Source organism: Brachybacterium saurashtrense (assembly GCF_003355475.1).
GTDB classification, from domain to species: Bacteria; Actinomycetota; Actinomycetes; order Actinomycetales; family Dermabacteraceae; genus Brachybacterium; species Brachybacterium saurashtrense.
This window is the reverse complement of sequence record NZ_CP031356.1, coordinates 1,093,667-1,109,602: the sequence shown is the minus strand read 5'-3', so window position 1 is coordinate 1,109,602 and position 15,936 is coordinate 1,093,667. Positions and strand designations below refer to the sequence as shown.

The window sequence follows — 15,936 nt, the reverse complement described above, 5'->3', positions numbered from 1 at the left end:
CGGCTCAGGACCGCTGCACCGCGCGCAGCTCCTTCTTCAGCTCCTGCACCTCGTCGCGCAGCCGGGCCGCGACCTCGAAGTTCAGCGACTCGGCGGCCTGGTGCATCTGGGCCGTCATCTCGTCGATCATGCCGGTGAGCGCGCCCACCGGATCGTCGCCCAGGTCCACCTTGCGGCCCTGCACCGACTCGACCGCGTTCGCGCGGGCGCGGTCCCGGGCCACCTTGTCCTTCCCGGAGCGGTAGTCGGTGGCCATGAGCGTGTCGGTGTCGATGTCCTCGCGGGCGAGCATGTCGGTGACGTCCGCGATCCGCTTGCGCAGCGGCGTCGGGTCGATGCCGTGCTCGGTGTTGTAGGCGATCTGCTTCTCGCGGCGGCGGTTGGTCTCGTCGATCGCCTCCTGCATCGAGTCGGTGATCCTGTCGGCGTACATGTGCACCTGTCCCGAGACGTTGCGGGCCGCGCGGCCGATCGTCTGGATCAGCGAGGTGCGGGAGCGGAGGAAGCCCTCCTTGTCCGCGTCCAGGATCGCCACCAGCGACACCTCGGGCAGGTCCAGGCCCTCGCGCAGCAGGTTGATGCCCACCAGCACGTCGAACTCGCCCTGGCGCAGGGAGCGCAGCAGCTCGATGCGGCGCAGCGTGTCCACGTCCGAGTGCAGGTACTGCACCCGCACCCCGTTCTCGAGCAGGAAGTCGGTGAGGTCCTCGGCCATGCGCTTGGTGAGCGTGGTGACGAGCACGCGCTCGTCGCGCTGCACCCGCTTCTCGATCTCCTCGCGCAGGTCGTCGATCTGGCCCGTGACGGGCTTGACGATCACCTCGGGGTCCACCAGGCCCGTGGGCCGGATGATCTGCTCGACCACCCCGTTCGCGCGGTTCAGCTCGTACTCGGCAGGGGTGGCGGAGAGGTAGACCGTCTGGCCGGTGCGCTCGGTGAACTCGGAGAAGGTCAGGGGCCGGTTGTCGAGCGCCGAGGGGAGGCGGAAGCCGAAGTCCACCAGGGTGCGCTTGCGGGAACGGTCCCCCTCGTACATCGCGCCGATCTGCGGGACGGTCACGTGGGACTCGTCGATGACCAGCAGGAAGTCCTCGGGGAAGTAGTCCATGAGGGTGTTCGGGGCGGTGCCGGGCTCACGCCCGTCGAGGTGGCGGGAGTAGTTCTCCACCCCGTTGGTGGAGCCCATCTGGCGCAGCATCTCCAGGTCGTGGGTGGTGCGCATGCGCAGCCGCTGCGCCTCCAGCAGCTTGTTCTGCCCCTCGAGCTCCTCGAGCCGCTCGGCGAGCTCCGTCTCGATCGTGCCGATCGCGCGGGAGAGCCGCTCGGGACCGGCCACGTAGTGCGAGGCGGGGAAGATGTGGATGTGCTCCTCCTGCCGGATCACCTCGCCGGTCATCGGGTGGAGGGTGTACAGCGCGTCGATCTCGTCGCCGAAGAACTCGATGCGGATCGCGAGCTCCTCATACATCGGGATGATCTCGACCGTGTCCCCGCGCACGCGGAAGGTGCCGCGCTCGAAGGCGACGTCGTTGCGGTCGTACTGCATGTCCACGAAGCGGGTCAGCAGCTCGTCGCGGTCCAGCTCCTGGCCGACGCTCAGCTGCACCATCCGGTCCACGTACTCCTGCGGGGTGCCCAGGCCGTAGATGCAGGAGACGGAGGAGACCACCACCACGTCGCGGCGGGTGAGCAGCGAGTTCGTGGCGCTGTGGCGCAGCCGCTCCACCTCCGCGTTGATCGAGGAGTCCTTCTCGATGTAGGTGTCCGACTGCGGGACGTACGCCTCGGGCTGGTAGTAGTCGTAGTAGGAGACGAAGTACTCCACCGCGTTGTGCGGCAGCAGCTCCCGGAACTCGCTGGCGAGCTGCGCGGCGAGGGTCTTGTTGTGCGCCATCACCAGGGTGGGGCGCTGCACCTGCTCGATCAGCCAGGCGGTCGTCGCGGACTTGCCGGTGCCGGTGGCGCCGAGGAGCACCACGTCCTGCTCGCCGTCGTCGATCCTCTTGGCGAGATCGGCGATCGCCTGCGGCTGATCGCCCGAGGGCGAGTACTCGGAGACGACCTCGAAGGGGTGCTCGGCGCGGACCAGATCGGTGACGGGACGCATGGCACGAGCCTACGACCCGGGCAGGACAGGAGGAGTCCTCCGTGACGCGGGAGGTGTCAGCTCCTCGCGAAGCGCGGCCAGCAGCGCGAGCGCGCGCTCACGCAGCGCCCCGAGGCCCTGCCCGTTCATCAGCAGGCGATCGGCGCGGCGGATCCGCTCCAGGTCGCTCACCTGTGCGGCCATCACCGACTCGGTGTAGTCCCGGGGCCTGCCCCGGGAGGCGGTCACGCGCTCCACGCGCTGCGCACGGGGGGCGATCACCGCGATCACCTGCGCGTAACGGCCGTCGTCGTGTCCCTTCTCCAGCAGCAGCGGGCTGTCGTGGACGAGCAGGCTCTCCCCCGCGGCGCGGGCCTGCGCCTCCTCCTCCCCGACCGCGCGGTCGACCCGGGTCAGGACGATCCGCTCGAGGTCCGCGCGGGCGGCGGCGTCGGAGAACACCAGACGGGCCAGCGCTTCGCGGTCCGCGGTGCCCTCGTCGCTGCGGTACTGCTCGCCGAAGCGGGCGATCGCCTCCTCGAGCCCGTCCCCGGGGCGGTCCAGCACGGCGCGGGAGTGGGCGTCGAGATCGATCACCCGCACCCCGGCGTCCCGCCAGATCTGCGCGACGGCGGACTTGCCCGCACCGATCCCGCCGGTGAGACCGAGGCGCACGACGGAGGGGCCGGCAGAGGTGGGAGCCATCCCGCCAGTCTACGGCCGGGCCCGCGGCGCCCGCCGGCGACGGGCCCGAGGCGTCGACGCGCGAGGCGCGCCGTAAGAGCGGTCACGGGCCTGTTCCCGCAGGTGGGGCCGGGACCGTACGGTGCTGTGGTGGATCCCCTCGAGCTGCTGATCACCAACGACGTGCTGCGCGCGATGGACCTGCTGGGCGTGTTCGTGATGGGCGTGGCCGCGGGCGCCCTCGCCTCGCGGCTGAACTTCGACGCGGTGGGCTTCGCGATCATCGGGATCGCCGCCGGCCTCGGCGGCGGCATCGTGCGCGACCTGATCCTGGGCGTGCCCGTCCCCGCCGCCTTCGACGATCCCCTGTATCTCACCTGCGCGCTGGCCGGCTCCGCCTTCGCCTTCCTCATCAACGCCGAGGGCGGCTGGTGGCGCCGCCTGGTGACCGTCCTGGACATCACCGCGATGGGGCTGTGGGCCGCCACCGGCACCGCGAAGTCCCTGGGCTACGGTCTCGAGGTGCTGCCGGCGATCCTGCTGGGGGTCACCAGCGCCGTGGGCGGCGGGGTGATCCGCGACGTGCTCGTGGGGCGGATCCCCGCGATCTTCGGCGGCGGCCCGCTGTACGCCACCGGGGCGATGCTCACCGCGGTGCTCACCTGGGCGGTGGTGGCCCTCGGCCTGCCCTCCCCGCTGGTGCTGGTGGCCGTGGCCGTCGGCTCGCTGCTCGCCGGGATCGCCGCCTGGCGGCGCTGGACCCTGCCCGCCCACAGCGAGTGGCAGGTGACGATGTCCGCCGCGCAGCTCAAGCGCCTGGTGCGCCGCACCCGCAAGGACGAGCGGGAGCGGGTCGCGCTGGAGACCGGGACGGTGCCGGTGGTGGACACCCGCACCGACGAGTTCGCCGCCGACGCCGCGGCCGACGACCTCGATGCCGCGGACTACGAGGACAGGATCTTCGCCGACGGGGCCGAGCACCTGCCCGGCACCGCCGAGCACGAGCGGGAGACCGGCACCGAGCGCGGCTGAGCACTGCCCCGCGGCGCCGCCCGTCCCACCTCGCCGCTCGCCCCCGGCCCGGCTCAGGGGCGCAGCAGCTCCAGCATCCCGGCCACGTCCTGGGCGCCGAGCTGCCCCGGGGCGGAGCCCTCCCCCACGCTGGCGAAGGTGGCCGCGCTGCCGAAGGTCTCCGCCGCCACCCGGCTGGTCGCCCCCAGCGCACCCATGCTGATCGCGATGTGCGGGCCGGAGAGATCCTCCGCGACGGCGACGCTCGCCGAGAGCAGGGTGAGGACGTCGCGCGGGCCGTGCGGGGTGACGGCGATCTTGGGCACGTCCGCCCCCAGACGGCGCTGGGCCCGCAGCGTCTCGACGAGCTCCTGCTCGCTCGGTGTGCCCTCCATGTCGTGGAACGAGCCGACCACCACGGTGCCATGACGGTGGGCGGCGGCGATCACGCGCTCCACCACCCGTGCCGTGCGCGCGGTCTCGATGTCCACCATGTCCACGGCGGACTGCGTGCCGGCCCGCCGACCGGTGATCAGCGACTCGAGGAGCACCCCGAGGTCGCGATCCGCGAGCGGTCGGGCGCCGCCCTCCGCGGTGGTGCGGAAGGTGACCAGCAGCGCGCGGTCCGGGCCCAGCAGCGCACGTAGCGCCGGCAGCGCGTCGAGCACCGCCTCGCGGTGCTCCTGCGCGTCCTCGAGGTCCGGGCGGAAGCGGTCCAGCCGCCACTCCACGATCCGCGCCCGGGTGGCGGTCGCGGCCTCCGCCTGGGCCTGCAGCGCGTCTGCGTCCTCGCCCACCAGCGGGACGATGATCTCCGGGCGCGCACGGCCCAGCTCGATCCCCCGCACGGTCGCGGTGCGACGGCGCACGTCCGTCGCCTCGTCGGGGCCGGTGCTCGGGGCGGGGTCGGTGCTCTCCTCGGTCATGGTCGGCTCACTCCTCGGTGATCGCGGCGTAGGCGGACAGCAGCAGGGCCGGGTCCGGTCCCTCCACACGGGAGACCTTCCCGATCCGGTCCAGCACCACGAAGCGCAGCAGCCCGGCGCGGGTCTTCTTGTCGCGCTTCATGGCGTCCTCGAGCTTGGGCCACTGCCGGTCGCGGTAGGTGGTGGGCAGCCCGAGGGAGGTGAGGATGCGGCGGTGACGATCCACCTCCGCCTCGGAGAGCTTCCCGGAGAGGTGGGACAGCTCGGCGGCGAACATCATGCCGATGCTCACGGCGGCCCCGTGGCGCCACAGGTACCGCTCGTTGCGCTCGATGGCGTGGCCCAGGGTGTGGCCGTAGTTGAGGATCTCCCGCTCGCCCGCCTCGCGCAGATCCGCGGAGACCACGCGGGCCTTGACCCGGATGGCCCGCTCGACCACCTCGCGGAACGCCTCCGAGGTGACGTCGAGCACCGCCGCGGGATCCCGCTCGACGATCTCGAGGATCGCGGTGTCCTCGATGAAGCCGGCCTTCACCGCCTCGGCGAGCCCGGCGGCGACGTCGTTCGCGCCCAGGGCGCCGAGCACGTCGAGATCCGCGACCACCGCGATCGGCGGGTGGAAGGCGCCGACGAGGTTCTTGCCCTCGGCGGTGTTGATGCCCGTCTTCCCGCCCACGGCGGCATCCACCATCGCGGCCACGGTGGTGGGCACCTGCAGCACGTCCACGCCCCGCAGCCAGGAGGCGGCGACGAAGCCGGCCAGATCGGTGGCGGCGCCGCCGCCCAGCCCGATCACGAGATCGCCGCGGCCGATCTCCGCCTGGCCGCACACACCCCACAGGAAGCCCGCGACCTGGGCGGTCTTGGCCTCCTCCCCGTCGGGGATCTCGGCGGCGAAGGCCTGCCGGCCGCTGTCCGCGAGGGCGGTGCGGAGCTCCTCCGCCACCTCGCGCAGGCTGGGCTGGTGCACCAGGACCACGCGCCGGGCCCGCTCGGGGACCAGCGCGGGCAGGGTGGGCAGGAGGCCGCGGCCCACATGGACCTCGTATCCTCCGGTCGGGGTGGTCACGGGGATCGCGGTGGTGCTCATGGGTGCTCCTTCTCGCGGGAGGTGGTGTGCTCGAGCTGCAGGGCGGCGAGGATCGCGCGGGCCACCCGGGCGGGGCTTCCGTGGCCGGAGTCGATCCGCAGCGCCGCGAGCTCGCGGTAGCGGGGCCCGCGCTCGTGCGCCAGGGCGCGCCAGCGGGCCATCGGGTCCCCGCCGTCGAGCATCGGGCGGCCGGCGCCCTGGCCGAGACGGCGCGCCGCGACCTGCTCGTCGACGTCGAGCCAGATCACCGGTGCGCCGCGCAGACGCTCGCGGGACTCGGGGTGCAGCGGCGCGCCGCCGCCGAGCGACAGCACACCCTCCTGCGCGGTGAGCGCCTCGGCGAGGGTCGCGGCCTCGAGCGCACGGAAGCCCGGCTCGCCCTCGGCCGCGAAGATCTCCTCGATGGAGCGGCCGTCGGCCTCGACGATCAGGGCGTCGAGATCCGCGAAGGGCACCCCGAGCCGGGACGCGAGGGCGCGGCCCACGCTCGTCTTCCCGGCCGCCATCGGGCCGATCAGGATCGCGAGCGGGCCGGTCACGAAGTGCTGTCCGGGCGGCGGTCGGTGAGCGCCGACTGCAGGGACCGGGTCTGCTCCAGGTGGGCGCGGATCTCCGCCACCGAGTCCCCGCCGGTCTTCTCCAGCAGGGCGTCGGCGAGGGTCAGCGCGACCACGGCCTCGGCGATCACGGCGGCGGGGGCGACGGCGCAGGTGTCGGAGCGCTGATGGTTGGCAGTGGTCTGCTCCCCCGTGGCCACGTCCACGGTGCGCAGCGCGCGCGGCACCGTGGAGATGGGCTTGAGAGCGCCGCGCACCCGGATCACCTGCCCGTTGGTCATGCCGCCCTCGACGCCGCCGGCCCGGTTCGTGACCCGGGGGAAGGTGCGCCCGGAGTCCTCGGGCGCGTCCTGGGCGGCGAGGATCTCGTCGTGCGCGACGGAACCGCGCCGGCCGGCGGTGGCGAAGCCGTCGCCGATCTCCACGCCCTTCATCGCCTGGATGGACATGATCGCCTGCGCCAGCCGGCCGTCCAGGCGCCGGTCCCACTGCACGTGGGAGCCGAGACCCACCGGCGCGCCGTACACGAGCACCTCGACGACGCCGCCGAGCGTGTCGCCGTCGGACTTCGCGGAGTCCACCTCGGCGACCATCGCGGCCGAGGTCTCGCGATCGAAGCAGCGCAGCGGATCGGCGTCCAGCAGCGGGACGTCCTCCGGGGTGGGCAGCGCAGCGTCCTCGGGGACGCGCACGGAGCCCGTCTGCAGGGTGTGCGAGACCAGCCGGATCCCCGCGGACTGCTCCAGCAGGGCCGCGGCGACGCGCCCGGCGACCACCCGGGCGGCGGTCTCGCGGGCGCTGGCGCGCTCGAGGACCGGACGCGCCTCCTCGAAGCCGTACTTCAGCATGCCCGAGAGGTCCGCGTGGCCGGGACGCGGCCGCGACAGCGGGCGGTTGCGGGCGATCTCGCGCTCGTCCCCGGTGCCGGCATCGACCAGCAGGTCCTCGCGGGCCACCGGATCGGCGCTCATCACCTTCTCCCACTTCGGCCACTCGGAGTTCGCGATCTCGATCGCGAGCGGGGAGCCGAGGGTGCGCCCGTGGCGCAGACCGCCGTGGATCGTCAGCACGTCCTGCTCGAACTTCTGCCGGCTGCCGCGGCCATGGCCGAGGCGCCGGCGCGCGAGCGCGTCCTTCAGATCGTCACTGGTCAGCTCGATGCCGGCCGGGACGCCGTCGAGCAGGGAGAGGAGGGAGGGGCCGTGGGATTCCCCGGCCGTGAGCCAGCGCAACATGGCACCGATTCTCTCATGAGGCGCCCCGCCGACGACGTCCCGTCCGGGGCGATCAGTCCTCGTCCAGCTCCACGGACTCCAGCGGTGTGAGCTGCTCCACCAGCGGCACCACGTCGGCGATGCCGCCGAGCACGGCGGTGGGCCGGTAGGGGTACTGCACGATCTCGTCGCGGTGCGTGGACCCGGTGAGCACCAGCACCGAGCGCATCCCCGCCTCCAGCCCGGACTTCACGTCGGTGTCCATGCGGTCCCCGATCATGATCGAGGTCTCCGAGTGGGCGCCGATCCGGTTCAGGGCCGTGCGCATCATGAGCGGGTTCGGCTTGCCCACGTAGTACGGCTCGATGCCGGTGGCGGCGGTGATCATCGCGGCGACCGACCCGGTGGCCGGCAGCGGCCCCTCGGCGCTGGGCCCGGTGACGTCAGGGTTGGTGGCGATGAACTTCGCACCGTTGCGGATCAGGCGGATCGCCCGGGTGATCGACTCGAAGGAGTAGGTGCGGGTCTCCCCCAGCACGACGAACTCGACCTCCGTGTCCGCGAGGATGAACCCCTCCTCGTGCATCGCGCTGGTGAGCCCGGCCTCCCCGATCACGTACGCGGCCGCGCCGGGCTGCTGCTCGGCGAGGAAGCGCGCGGTGGCCAGGGCGCTGGTCCAGATCGACTCCTCGGGGATCTCGATGCCGCTGCGGGACAGCCGTGCGCGCAGGTCCCTGGGGGTGAAGATCGAGTTGTTCGTCAGCACCAGGAAGGGCCGACCGTACTGCTGCAGGGCGGAGATGAACTCCGCGGCTCCCGGCAGGGCGGCCTGCTCGTGGACGAGCACCCCGTCCATGTCGGTGAGCCAGGTGTGGATCGGATGGGACTCGAGCGTGGCGTTCATGGCACCAGTGTGCCGCTTGCGGCGCCGGAACACCGCATGCGTCCCAGCGGAACCGGAACGGCCCGGCCCCCGCGCAGTGCGGGGACCGGGCCGTCCGTGGAACGGATCAGGCGATCAGTTGCCGGTGAGCTTGGCGCGCAGCGCGGCCAGGGCCTCGTCCGAGGCGAGCGTGCCCTCGTCCGAGGAGCTCGACTGGTAGGAGGTCTGCGCGGCGGCGCCGGCATCCGCGGTCGAGGAGGAGGACGCCGCGGCGGCCGGGGCGTTCGCGGACTCCTCGTCGGCCTTGAGCGCCTCGGCGACCTGGGCCTTGTGGGCGGTCCAGCGCTCGTAGGCGGCCGCGTACTGGCCCTCCCACTCCTCGCGCTGGGCGTCGTAGCCCTCGAGCCACTCGTTGGTCTCCGGGTCGAAGCCCTCGGGGTACTTGTACTCGCCGTTGGCGTCGTACTCCGCGGCCATGCCGTAGAGCGCCGGGTCGAAGGTGGTGTCGTCGCCCTCGGGGTCCACACCCTCGTTCGCCTGCTTCAGCGAGAGGGAGATCCGGCGACGCTCGAGATCGATGTCGATGACCTTGACGAAGACGTCCTGGTCGACGGTGACGACCTGCTCCGGCAGATCCACGTGGCGCTGGGCCAGCTCGGAGATGTGCACGAGGCCCTCGATGCCGTCCTCCACGCGGACGAACGCGCCGAAGGGCACCAGCTTGGTGACCTTGCCGGGCACGACCTCGCCGATGGCGTGGGTGCGGGCGAAGAGCTGCCACGGGTCCTCCTGGGTCGCCTTCAGCGACAGGGAGACGCGCTCGCGGTCCATGTCGACGTCCAGGACCTCGACCTTGACCTTCTGGCCCACCTCGACGACCTCGGAGGGGTGGTCGATGTGCTTCCAGGACAGCTCGGAGACGTGCACCAGGCCGTCCACGCCGCCCAGGTCGACGAAGGCGCCGAAGTTGACGATCGAGGACACGGCGCCCTCGCGGACCTGGCCCTTCTGGAGGGTCTGCAGGAAGTCGGAGCGGACCGCGGACTGGGTCTCCTCCAGGTAGGCGCGGCGGGACAGGACCACGTTGTTGCGGTTCTTGTCCAGCTCGATGATCTTCGCCTCGATCTCCTGGCCGACGTACGGCTGCAGGTCGCGGACGCGACGCATCTCGACGAGGGAGGCGGGGAGGAAGCCGCGCAGGCCGATGTCGACGATGAGACCGCCCTTGACGACCTCGATGACGCGACCGGTGACGACGCCCTCGTCCTCCTTGATCTGCTCGATCGTGCCCCAAGCGCGCTCGTACTGGGCGCGCTTCTTGGACAGGATCAGCCGGCCCTCCTTGTCCTCCTTCTGGAGGACCAGGGCCTCGATCTCGTCGCCGACCTCGACGACCTCGCCGGGGTCGACGTCGTGCTTGATGGACAGCTCGCGCGAGGGGATGACGCCCTCGGTCTTGTAGCCGATGTCCAGGAGGACCTCGTCGTGATCGACCTTCACCACGGTTCCCTCGACGATGTCGCCATCGTTGAAGTACTTGATGGTGGCATCGATGGCGGCCATGAGCTCGTCGGCGTCACCGATGTCGTTGATGGCGATCTGGGGGGTCGTGGTGTCGGTCATGTAGGTATGGACTCCGTCGGGACAGGAAATGAGTAGGGTCGATGGGAATGCAGGCCCTCCGGGGAGGACCTGTCCGCGGCGGGTGCGGGGCGTCGTGGTGACCACGACGGCGACGACTCGCGCACAGACCTTCGAAAGCCTAACAGCCCCGCTCCCGGAGTGCGAGGGCGCCGACCCGCGGCGACGCCCCCGCCGGTGTGATGTCCGTCCCGACGCGCGCGGCACGAGGGCCGCCCGCGGCACCCGTCAGTGCGCCGCCTCGCGCCAGGTGCGGCCGATCCCGACCCCGACCTCGAGCGGGACGGAGAGCTCGTAGGCGGAGTCCATGCCCTCCTCCACGATCTCCCGCACCCGGTCGAGCTCGCCCGGGGCGACCTCCACCACCAGCTCGTCGTGCACCTGCAGCAGCATCCGCGAGCGCAGCTCCGCCTCCCGCATGCGGGACTCGACCGCGAGCATCGCGAGCTTGATGAGGTCCGCCGCGCTGCCCTGGATCGGGGAGTTCAGCGCCACGCGCTCCGCGTTCTCGCGCCGCTGCCGGTTGTCCGAGGTGAGATCGGGCAGGTACCGGCGGCGGCCCAGGAGCGTCTCGGTGTATCCGGTGCTGCGCGCGGTCTCCACGCTGTGGTGGAGGTAGTCGCGCACCCCGCCGAAGCGCTCGAAGTAGCCGTCGCGCAGCGCCGTCGCCTCGGCGCGGGAGATCCGCAGCTGGCGGGACAGGCCGAAGGCGGAGAGGCCGTAGGCCAGCCCGTAGCTGACGGCCTTCGTCTTGGAGCGCATCGCCGGGTCCACGGCGTCGGGGCTCACCCCGAACACGCGCGAGGCGACGAAGTTGTGCAGGTCCTCCCCGGAGCGGAAGGCCTCGATCAGGCCCTCGTCCTCCGAGAGGTGGGCCATGATGCGCATCTCGATCTGCGAGTAGTCGGCGGTGAGCAGGGTCTCGAAGCCCTCTCCGGCGACGAACACGTCCCTGATCCGCTGCCCCTCGGCGGTGCGCACGGGGATGTTCTGCAGGTTCGGCTCCGTGGAGGCGAGGCGCCCGGTCGCGGCGGCGGTCTGCTGGAAGGTGGTGTGCACTCGGGAGCCGGTGTCCACCACCTTGTCGAGTCCCACCAGGTAGCCGGTCAGCTTGCTCATCTCGCGGAAGCGCAGCAGCCAGGAGAGGAACTGGTGGCCGGTGGACTCGGGGTCCAGCGACTCCTGCAGGTCGGTGAGCGACTCGGCGTCGGTGGAGTGGCCGGAGGAGATCTTCCGCGTGGTGGGCAGGGCGAGGGTGTCGAACAGCACCACCTGGAGCTGCTTGGGCGAGGCGAGGTTGACCTCCTCCCCCACGAGCTGTCCGGCCTCGCGCTTGGCCTGGGCGACGAAGCCCTCGAACTCCTCGCGCAGGGTCCCCAGCGCCGCGGTGTCGATCGCGATGCCGCGCTCGTGCATCGTCTCCAGCACCGCCTGCAGCGGGCGCTCGAGCTCGTCGAGGATCGTCAGGGCCCACGGCGCCTCGCCGAGGCGTGCGGTGAGCTCCTCCGCGGCGGGGTGGAGAGCGGCGGCGGCGGTGGCGAGCCGGTCCCCCGCGGCGGCCACGTGCTCGGCCCGCACCTCGGCGCTCTCCTTCGCCAGCGTGGACGGAGCAGGACGGCGCGGCCGCGGCGCGAAGCTCGCACCCCCCAGGTCGCTCCCCAGCGCCTCCGCGTCGTAGCTGCGCGCCCCGGGCCGCAGCACGAAGGACTCCAGCGACAGGTCGCGCAGCCGCCCGCCGAGCGGGTAGCCGTTCTCCCCCAGCCAGGAGCGCACGAAGGGGGCGTCGGCCACACGGATCTCCTCCGCGGCCGCGAGCGCGGCGGCGAGGGCCTCGGTGGCCTCGGAGTCGAGGGCCCCGAGCAGGATCGCGCCCTGGGTCGTGGGCGTGGCCAGGCCCATCATCGCGCCGCCGCGGACGTCCTCGACCACGTCCAGCGCGAGCAGCTCCGTGCCCGCGGCGAGCAGCGCCTCGAGGGAGGCGGCGTCGCGGACGTCGAGGGTCGCGGTCTCCTCGGGGGCCGCGGCGGTGCCCTCCTCCGGCTCCTCCCCGAGCAGCACGGCGGGCAGGTCGCGGCGGATGGTGTCGCCGAAGGCGAGATCGTCGAACACCCCCATCACGCGGGCCCTGTCGCCGTGGCCCAGCGCGTAGTGCTCGGCGTCCGCGGGGAGGTCCAGGGTGGTGCAGGCCGCGTTCATCAGGCGATTGCGCTCCACGTCGGCGAGGTGGTCGCGCAGCGACTGCCCGGCCTTGCCGGTGATCTCGTCGGCGTGGGCGATCACGCCGGGCAGGTCCCCGTACTTCACGATCCACTTCGCGGCCGTCTTGGGGCCCACGCCGGGCACGCCGGGGAGGTTGTCCGCCGCCTCGCCCACCAGCGCCGCCAGGTCGGGGTAGCGCTCGGGGGCCAGCCCGTACTTCTCCTCCACGGCGGCGGGGGTCATGCGGCGCATCTCGGTGACGCCCTTGACCGGCTGGAGGAGGGTCACCTTCTCCCCCACCAGCTGGATCGCGTCCCGGTCGCTGGAGACGATCAGCGCCTCGTGGCCGGCCTCCTCGGCGCGGGTGGCGAGGGTGGCGATGATGTCGTCGGCCTCGTAGTCCTCGTAGGTCAGCCACCGCACGCCCAGCGCGTCGAGCACCTGCATGATCAGGCCGATCTGGCCGTGGAAGGCCTCCGGGGTCTCGTCCCGGCCGCCCTTGTACTGGTCGTAGATGCGGTCGCGGAAGGTGCCGCCAGGCAGGTCGAAGGCGACCGCGAGATGAGTGGGGCGCTCGGAGGCGACCACGTTGATGAGCATGCGTACGAAGCCGTAGACCGCGTTGGTGGCCTGGCCCCGGCCGTCGCTGAAGCCGTCGGCGGGCAGCGCGAAGAAGGCCCGGAAGGCCATCGCGTGCCCGTCGATGAGGAGGAGGCGCTGGTCGTCGATGTCACTCGCACTCATGAGGAGCATCCTCCCATGTCCGTGCCCGTCGCGCCCCGCGCCTGTGGCAGTCTCGGAGCATGGACCACACCTCCCTCGCCCCCGACGCCGCCGCCCCCGCGCACCGCACCGCACCCCCGGTCACGGAGGAGCTGCGCGCGCACTTCGCACCGCTGCTTCGCGGCACCCTGCTGGAGCGCTGCGGCATCGAGCTGCGCACCCTGGACCCCGGTGCGGGCACCGCGACGATGCCGGTGGCGGGCAACACCCAGCCGGCGGGTCTGCTGCACGGCGGGGCGACGATCGCGCTCGCGGAGTCGATCGCGTCCTTCTGCGCGATCCTCCGCGCCCGCGAGGTGCACGGCGAGGGCGCGCAGGCGGTGGGCACCTCCGTCTCCGCACTGCACCACCGCTCCGCCCGCGGCGGCACGGTGACCGCTCGCTGCAGCGCGCGGCATCTGGGCCGTCAGGTCGCGAACTACCTGGTGGACGTGCATGACGAGGACGGGGCGCTGCTGAGCACGGTGACGGTCGCGACCCAGCTGCTGCCCCCGCGCTGAGCGCTCGTCACGCAGGCGCCTCGAACCCCGTCGCGGTGCCCGGCCCCAGCGCGTTCTCCTCGGACCAGGTGTACTCGCGCAGCTCCCCGACGCGGGCGTCGGCGCCCGGGCCCAGCTCCAGCTTCCCCATCCGGCCGCGATAGGAGATCGTGGCGGTGTCCGCCACCTCCAGGGCCGTGCGCATCACCCGCCGGCACTGGTCGAAGTCGGTGCACTCCTCCGCCCCGGTGAGGATCGCCGGGAGCGCCGCGGCGAGGGCGGTGCCCGTCACCGAGAGCGCGTGCTGGGCGGCGAGGCACGCCATGGTGAACGCGTCGTACGCCTGCTGCGAGTACGCGTACCCCGTCTCGAGGAAGGCCGCGCTGCGGTTGAGCATCATGTTCTCGTGCTCCACCGTCACCTCTCCCCCGGGCTGGTAGCCGGTGGCCGCGCTCAGGCACTCCGGCGCGAGGTCCTCGGCGATCGGCATGCGTGAGTAGTCCACGGTCGCCGTCGGGCCCAGCCTGCGGGGGAACTGCACCTCGGGGCGGCCGTTCTCGCCCAGCGTCGCCTCGTGGAGCGCGGAGAGGAACGGGGCCGTCTCCGGCCCGCCCTCGACGACCAGCAGGGCCGGGGGCTCCTCCAGCACCGCCTGCACCCGCTGCTCGACGTCGCCGATCCCGTCCCCGTCGTAGAACTGGGCGGAGAGCACCCGGCCGTTGCGGGGGTTGAGGTACTGCTCGAGCTCGTGCAGGAGGCTGCGGCCCTGTGCCGTGTCCGGGGAGAGGAGCGCGACCGTGCCCGGGGCGCCCGCGCGGTCCGAGCTGCTGCCCAGCGCCGCCTCGGCGTAGCGCGCGGCCAGGGTGCGCTCGTCCGGCGAGAGCCGCACCAGCAGGTTGGCGGTGTGCACCTCCTGGGAGCGCACGCTCATCCCCGAGGTGAGCACGTCGATCACCGCCATCCCGGCCTCCACCAGCGCGGGCATCGCGGCGATCAGGGTCTCCTCGTCCACGGAGGTGATCACACAGGTCGCGCCGGCCTCGGCGAACTCCCGGATCACGGGGGCGAGGTCCTCGCCGGGCTCGTGGACCACGTGCCGCTCCAGCAGCTCGACCTCGTGGCCGAACAGGCCGTCCCACCGGGCGTTGACGTCGATCCTGGCCTCGTCGAGCGCGACGGCGACGGCCTCCTCCACCTGGCCGGCGCGGCCGTGGTCCGCGCCGATCTGGGCGATCACCAGCGGGGTGTCCGGCTCCGTGAGCGGCTCCGCGCTGGGCGGCGGCGTGGGCGGGCCGTCCCTGCGGCGGGTGCAGGCGCCGAGCGCCCCCGCCCCCAGGATCCCTGCGCCCAGCCCCCGCACCAGGTCCCGTCGTGCCAGTGCCATCGTCGCCGTGTCCCCCTCCCGCCGGGCCCCACCCCGGGCCCGACGTTCCCCGCTCAGTCCTTCGGGCCGCCCAGCTGGTCCACCACGGCGTCGGCCACCTCGCGCATGGTGAGGCGCCGGTCCATGGAGGTCTTCTGGATCCAGCGGAAGGCCTCGGGCTCGGAAAGCCCCATGTTGGTCTGCAGCAGGCCCTTGGCCCGATCCACGCGCTTGCGGGTCTCGAAGCGCTCCCCGAGATCCGCGATCTCGGACTCGAGCTGCGTGATCTGCTGGTGGCGCGAGATCGCGATCTCGATCGCGGGCAGGAGGTCCGCGGGGGTGAACGGCTTGACGACGTACGCCATCGCCCCGGCGTCACGGGCGCGCTCCACCAGCTCGGCCTGCGAGAACGCGGTGAGCATCACGACGGGGGCGAGGTTGTCCTCGCCGATGCGCTCGGCGGCGGTCACGCCGTCCACCTGCGGCATCTTCACGTCCATCACCACCACGTCGGGTCGGAGCTCGCGCACCTTGGCGACCGCGCTCTCCCCGTCGCCGACGGCGGCGAGCACCTCGAAGCCCGCCTCGGTGAGCGTCTCCACGATGTCCATCCGGATCAGGCTCTCGTCCTCCGCCACCACGGCGGTGCGGCGCGGAGCCTCTCCGGAGGCGGCTGCATCCTGCGGGGCGTCGTCGGGAAGGGAAGTGGTCTCGTCAGTCATGTCGCCCTGTGTCTCGGAGGGGTCCGTGCCCCGGGGATGCGCAGCACCCACGGGTCAGGACCGGTGGTCATCAGCGGTATCCTAGTCCAGCCCCCCGGCTCCGGGGGCGAGCCGGGTTGGCGGAACGGTAGACGCGGCGCACTCAAAATGCGCTGTCCGCGAGGGCGTGCGGGTTCGAGTCCCGCACCCGGCACTGCATTCCTGCACCACAGCGGCGCCCGTCGGCCTCTCGGCCGGCGGGCGCCGCTGTGGTGGTGAGTCTCTCAGCCCCGGCGGGGCCGATCCTGTGGCGCGCTGC

The 15,936-nt window shown here is 72.6% G+C and carries 13 protein-coding genes and 1 tRNA gene; 3 read left to right on the top strand and 11 right to left on the bottom strand.

Going from position 1 to position 15,936, the window contains the following annotated elements:
• Positions 1-4 precede the first annotated feature (4 nt).
• Both uvrB and coaE read right to left on the bottom strand, forming a co-directional pair.
• Positions 5-2,107: an excinuclease ABC subunit UvrB gene (gene uvrB, locus DWV08_RS05030; protein ID WP_115412790.1), complete on the bottom strand. Its 2,103-nt coding sequence runs from the start codon at positions 2,105-2,107 to the stop codon at positions 5-7.
• Positions 2,108-2,116: 9 nt separating this feature from the next.
• Positions 2,117-2,791: a dephospho-CoA kinase gene (gene coaE / locus DWV08_RS05025; RefSeq protein ID WP_115412789.1), complete on the bottom strand. Its 675-nt coding sequence runs from the start codon at positions 2,789-2,791 to the stop codon at positions 2,117-2,119.
• A gap of 129 nt (positions 2,792-2,920) precedes the next feature.
• On the opposite strand from coaE, the gene DWV08_RS05020 reads away from it, so the two are divergent.
• Positions 2,921-3,802 (top strand): trimeric intracellular cation channel family protein, encoded by an 882-nt coding sequence (locus tag DWV08_RS05020; RefSeq protein WP_162801502.1) that lies wholly within the window; start codon positions 2,921-2,923, stop codon positions 3,800-3,802.
• Positions 3,803-3,855: 53 nt separating this feature from the next.
• Here the strand turns inward: DWV08_RS05020 and aroD are convergent, their stop codons facing one another.
• The 7 genes from aroD to polA form a co-directional block, all read right to left on the bottom strand.
• On the bottom strand, positions 3,856-4,707 hold the full coding sequence (gene aroD / locus DWV08_RS05015) for a type I 3-dehydroquinate dehydratase (protein WP_241237404.1): 852 nt from the start codon (positions 4,705-4,707) through the stop codon (positions 3,856-3,858).
• Between the two features lie 7 nt (positions 4,708-4,714).
• Positions 4,715-5,797 (bottom strand): 3-dehydroquinate synthase, encoded by a 1,083-nt coding sequence (gene aroB, locus DWV08_RS05010; protein WP_115412787.1) that lies wholly within the window; start codon positions 5,795-5,797, stop codon positions 4,715-4,717.
• Complete coding sequence (locus DWV08_RS05005; RefSeq protein WP_115412786.1) at positions 5,794-6,336, bottom strand: shikimate kinase; 543 nt, start codon at positions 6,334-6,336, stop codon at positions 5,794-5,796. The genes aroB and DWV08_RS05005 overlap by 4 nt, the downstream gene beginning before the upstream one ends.
• Positions 6,333-7,589, bottom strand: coding sequence for a chorismate synthase (gene aroC, locus DWV08_RS05000; RefSeq protein ID WP_115412785.1), 1,257 nt, complete (start codon positions 7,587-7,589; stop codon positions 6,333-6,335). Before aroC ends, DWV08_RS05005 begins: the two co-directional genes overlap by 4 nt.
• Positions 7,590-7,641: 52 nt before the next feature.
• Entirely contained in the window at positions 7,642-8,472 is an 831-nt protein-coding gene (locus DWV08_RS04995) for an HAD-IIA family hydrolase (RefSeq protein WP_115412784.1), read from the bottom strand.
• Positions 8,473-8,586: 114 nt separating this feature from the next.
• Positions 8,587-10,074 (bottom strand): 30S ribosomal protein S1, encoded by a 1,488-nt coding sequence (gene rpsA / locus DWV08_RS04990; protein ID WP_115412783.1) that lies wholly within the window; start codon positions 10,072-10,074, stop codon positions 8,587-8,589.
• A 246-nt stretch (positions 10,075-10,320) separates the two neighbouring features.
• The gene (polA, locus tag DWV08_RS04985) at positions 10,321-13,035 is read right to left on the bottom strand and encodes a DNA polymerase I (protein ID WP_115412782.1); all 2,715 of its coding nucleotides are present in this window, start codon (positions 13,033-13,035) and stop codon (positions 10,321-10,323) included.
• Positions 13,036-13,094: 59 nt separating this feature from the next.
• Here polA and DWV08_RS04980 point away from each other — a divergent pair, with 59 nt between their 5' ends.
• Positions 13,095-13,574, top strand: a complete 480-nt coding sequence (locus tag DWV08_RS04980; RefSeq protein WP_115412781.1) for a PaaI family thioesterase — start codon at positions 13,095-13,097, stop codon at positions 13,572-13,574.
• A 7-nt stretch (positions 13,575-13,581) separates the two neighbouring features.
• Here the strand turns inward: DWV08_RS04980 and DWV08_RS04975 are convergent, their stop codons facing one another.
• Together DWV08_RS04975 and DWV08_RS04970 are read right to left on the bottom strand one after the other, a co-directional pair.
• Positions 13,582-14,937 carry an ABC transporter substrate-binding protein gene (locus tag DWV08_RS04975; RefSeq protein ID WP_115412780.1) on the bottom strand — a complete coding sequence of 452 codons (1,356 nt, stop codon included), beginning with the start codon at positions 14,935-14,937 and terminating at the stop codon, positions 13,582-13,584.
• A gap of 53 nt (positions 14,938-14,990) precedes the next feature.
• Positions 14,991-15,638 carry an ANTAR domain-containing response regulator gene (locus tag DWV08_RS04970; protein ID WP_115412779.1) on the bottom strand — a complete coding sequence of 216 codons (648 nt, stop codon included), beginning with the start codon at positions 15,636-15,638 and terminating at the stop codon, positions 14,991-14,993.
• Between the two features lie 110 nt (positions 15,639-15,748).
• Between DWV08_RS04970 and DWV08_RS04965 the strand changes: the two genes are divergently transcribed.
• Positions 15,749-15,831 (top strand) — tRNA-Leu (locus DWV08_RS04965).
• The last annotated feature ends 105 nt before the right edge of the window (positions 15,832-15,936 follow it).

Bases quoted from the DNA above. Each gene is read 5' to 3' on its own strand.
- DWV08_RS04980 (WP_115412781.1), top strand. From the start codon at position 13,095: ATGGACCACACCTCCCTCGCCCCCGACGCCGCCGCCCCCGCGCACCGC.
- coaE (WP_115412789.1), bottom strand. From the start codon at position 2,791: ATGGCTCCCACCTCTGCCGGCCCCTCCGTCGTGCGCCTCGGTCTCACC.
- DWV08_RS04970 (WP_115412779.1), bottom strand. From the start codon at position 15,638: ATGACTGACGAGACCACTTCCCTTCCCGACGACGCCCCGCAGGATGCA.
- uvrB (WP_115412790.1), bottom strand. From the start codon at position 2,107: ATGCGTCCCGTCACCGATCTGGTCCGCGCCGAGCACCCCTTCGAGGTC.
- polA (WP_115412782.1), bottom strand. From the start codon at position 13,035: ATGAGTGCGAGTGACATCGACGACCAGCGCCTCCTCCTCATCGACGGG.
- rpsA (WP_115412783.1), bottom strand. From the start codon at position 10,074: ATGACCGACACCACGACCCCCCAGATCGCCATCAACGACATCGGTGAC.
- DWV08_RS04995 (WP_115412784.1), bottom strand. From the start codon at position 8,472: ATGAACGCCACGCTCGAGTCCCATCCGATCCACACCTGGCTCACCGAC.
- aroC (WP_115412785.1), bottom strand. From the start codon at position 7,589: ATGTTGCGCTGGCTCACGGCCGGGGAATCCCACGGCCCCTCCCTCCTC.
- aroB (WP_115412787.1), bottom strand. From the start codon at position 5,797: ATGAGCACCACCGCGATCCCCGTGACCACCCCGACCGGAGGATACGAG.
- DWV08_RS04975 (WP_115412780.1), bottom strand. From the start codon at position 14,937: ATGGCACTGGCACGACGGGACCTGGTGCGGGGGCTGGGCGCAGGGATC.
- aroD (WP_241237404.1), bottom strand. From the start codon at position 4,707: ATGACCGAGGAGAGCACCGACCCCGCCCCGAGCACCGGCCCCGACGAG.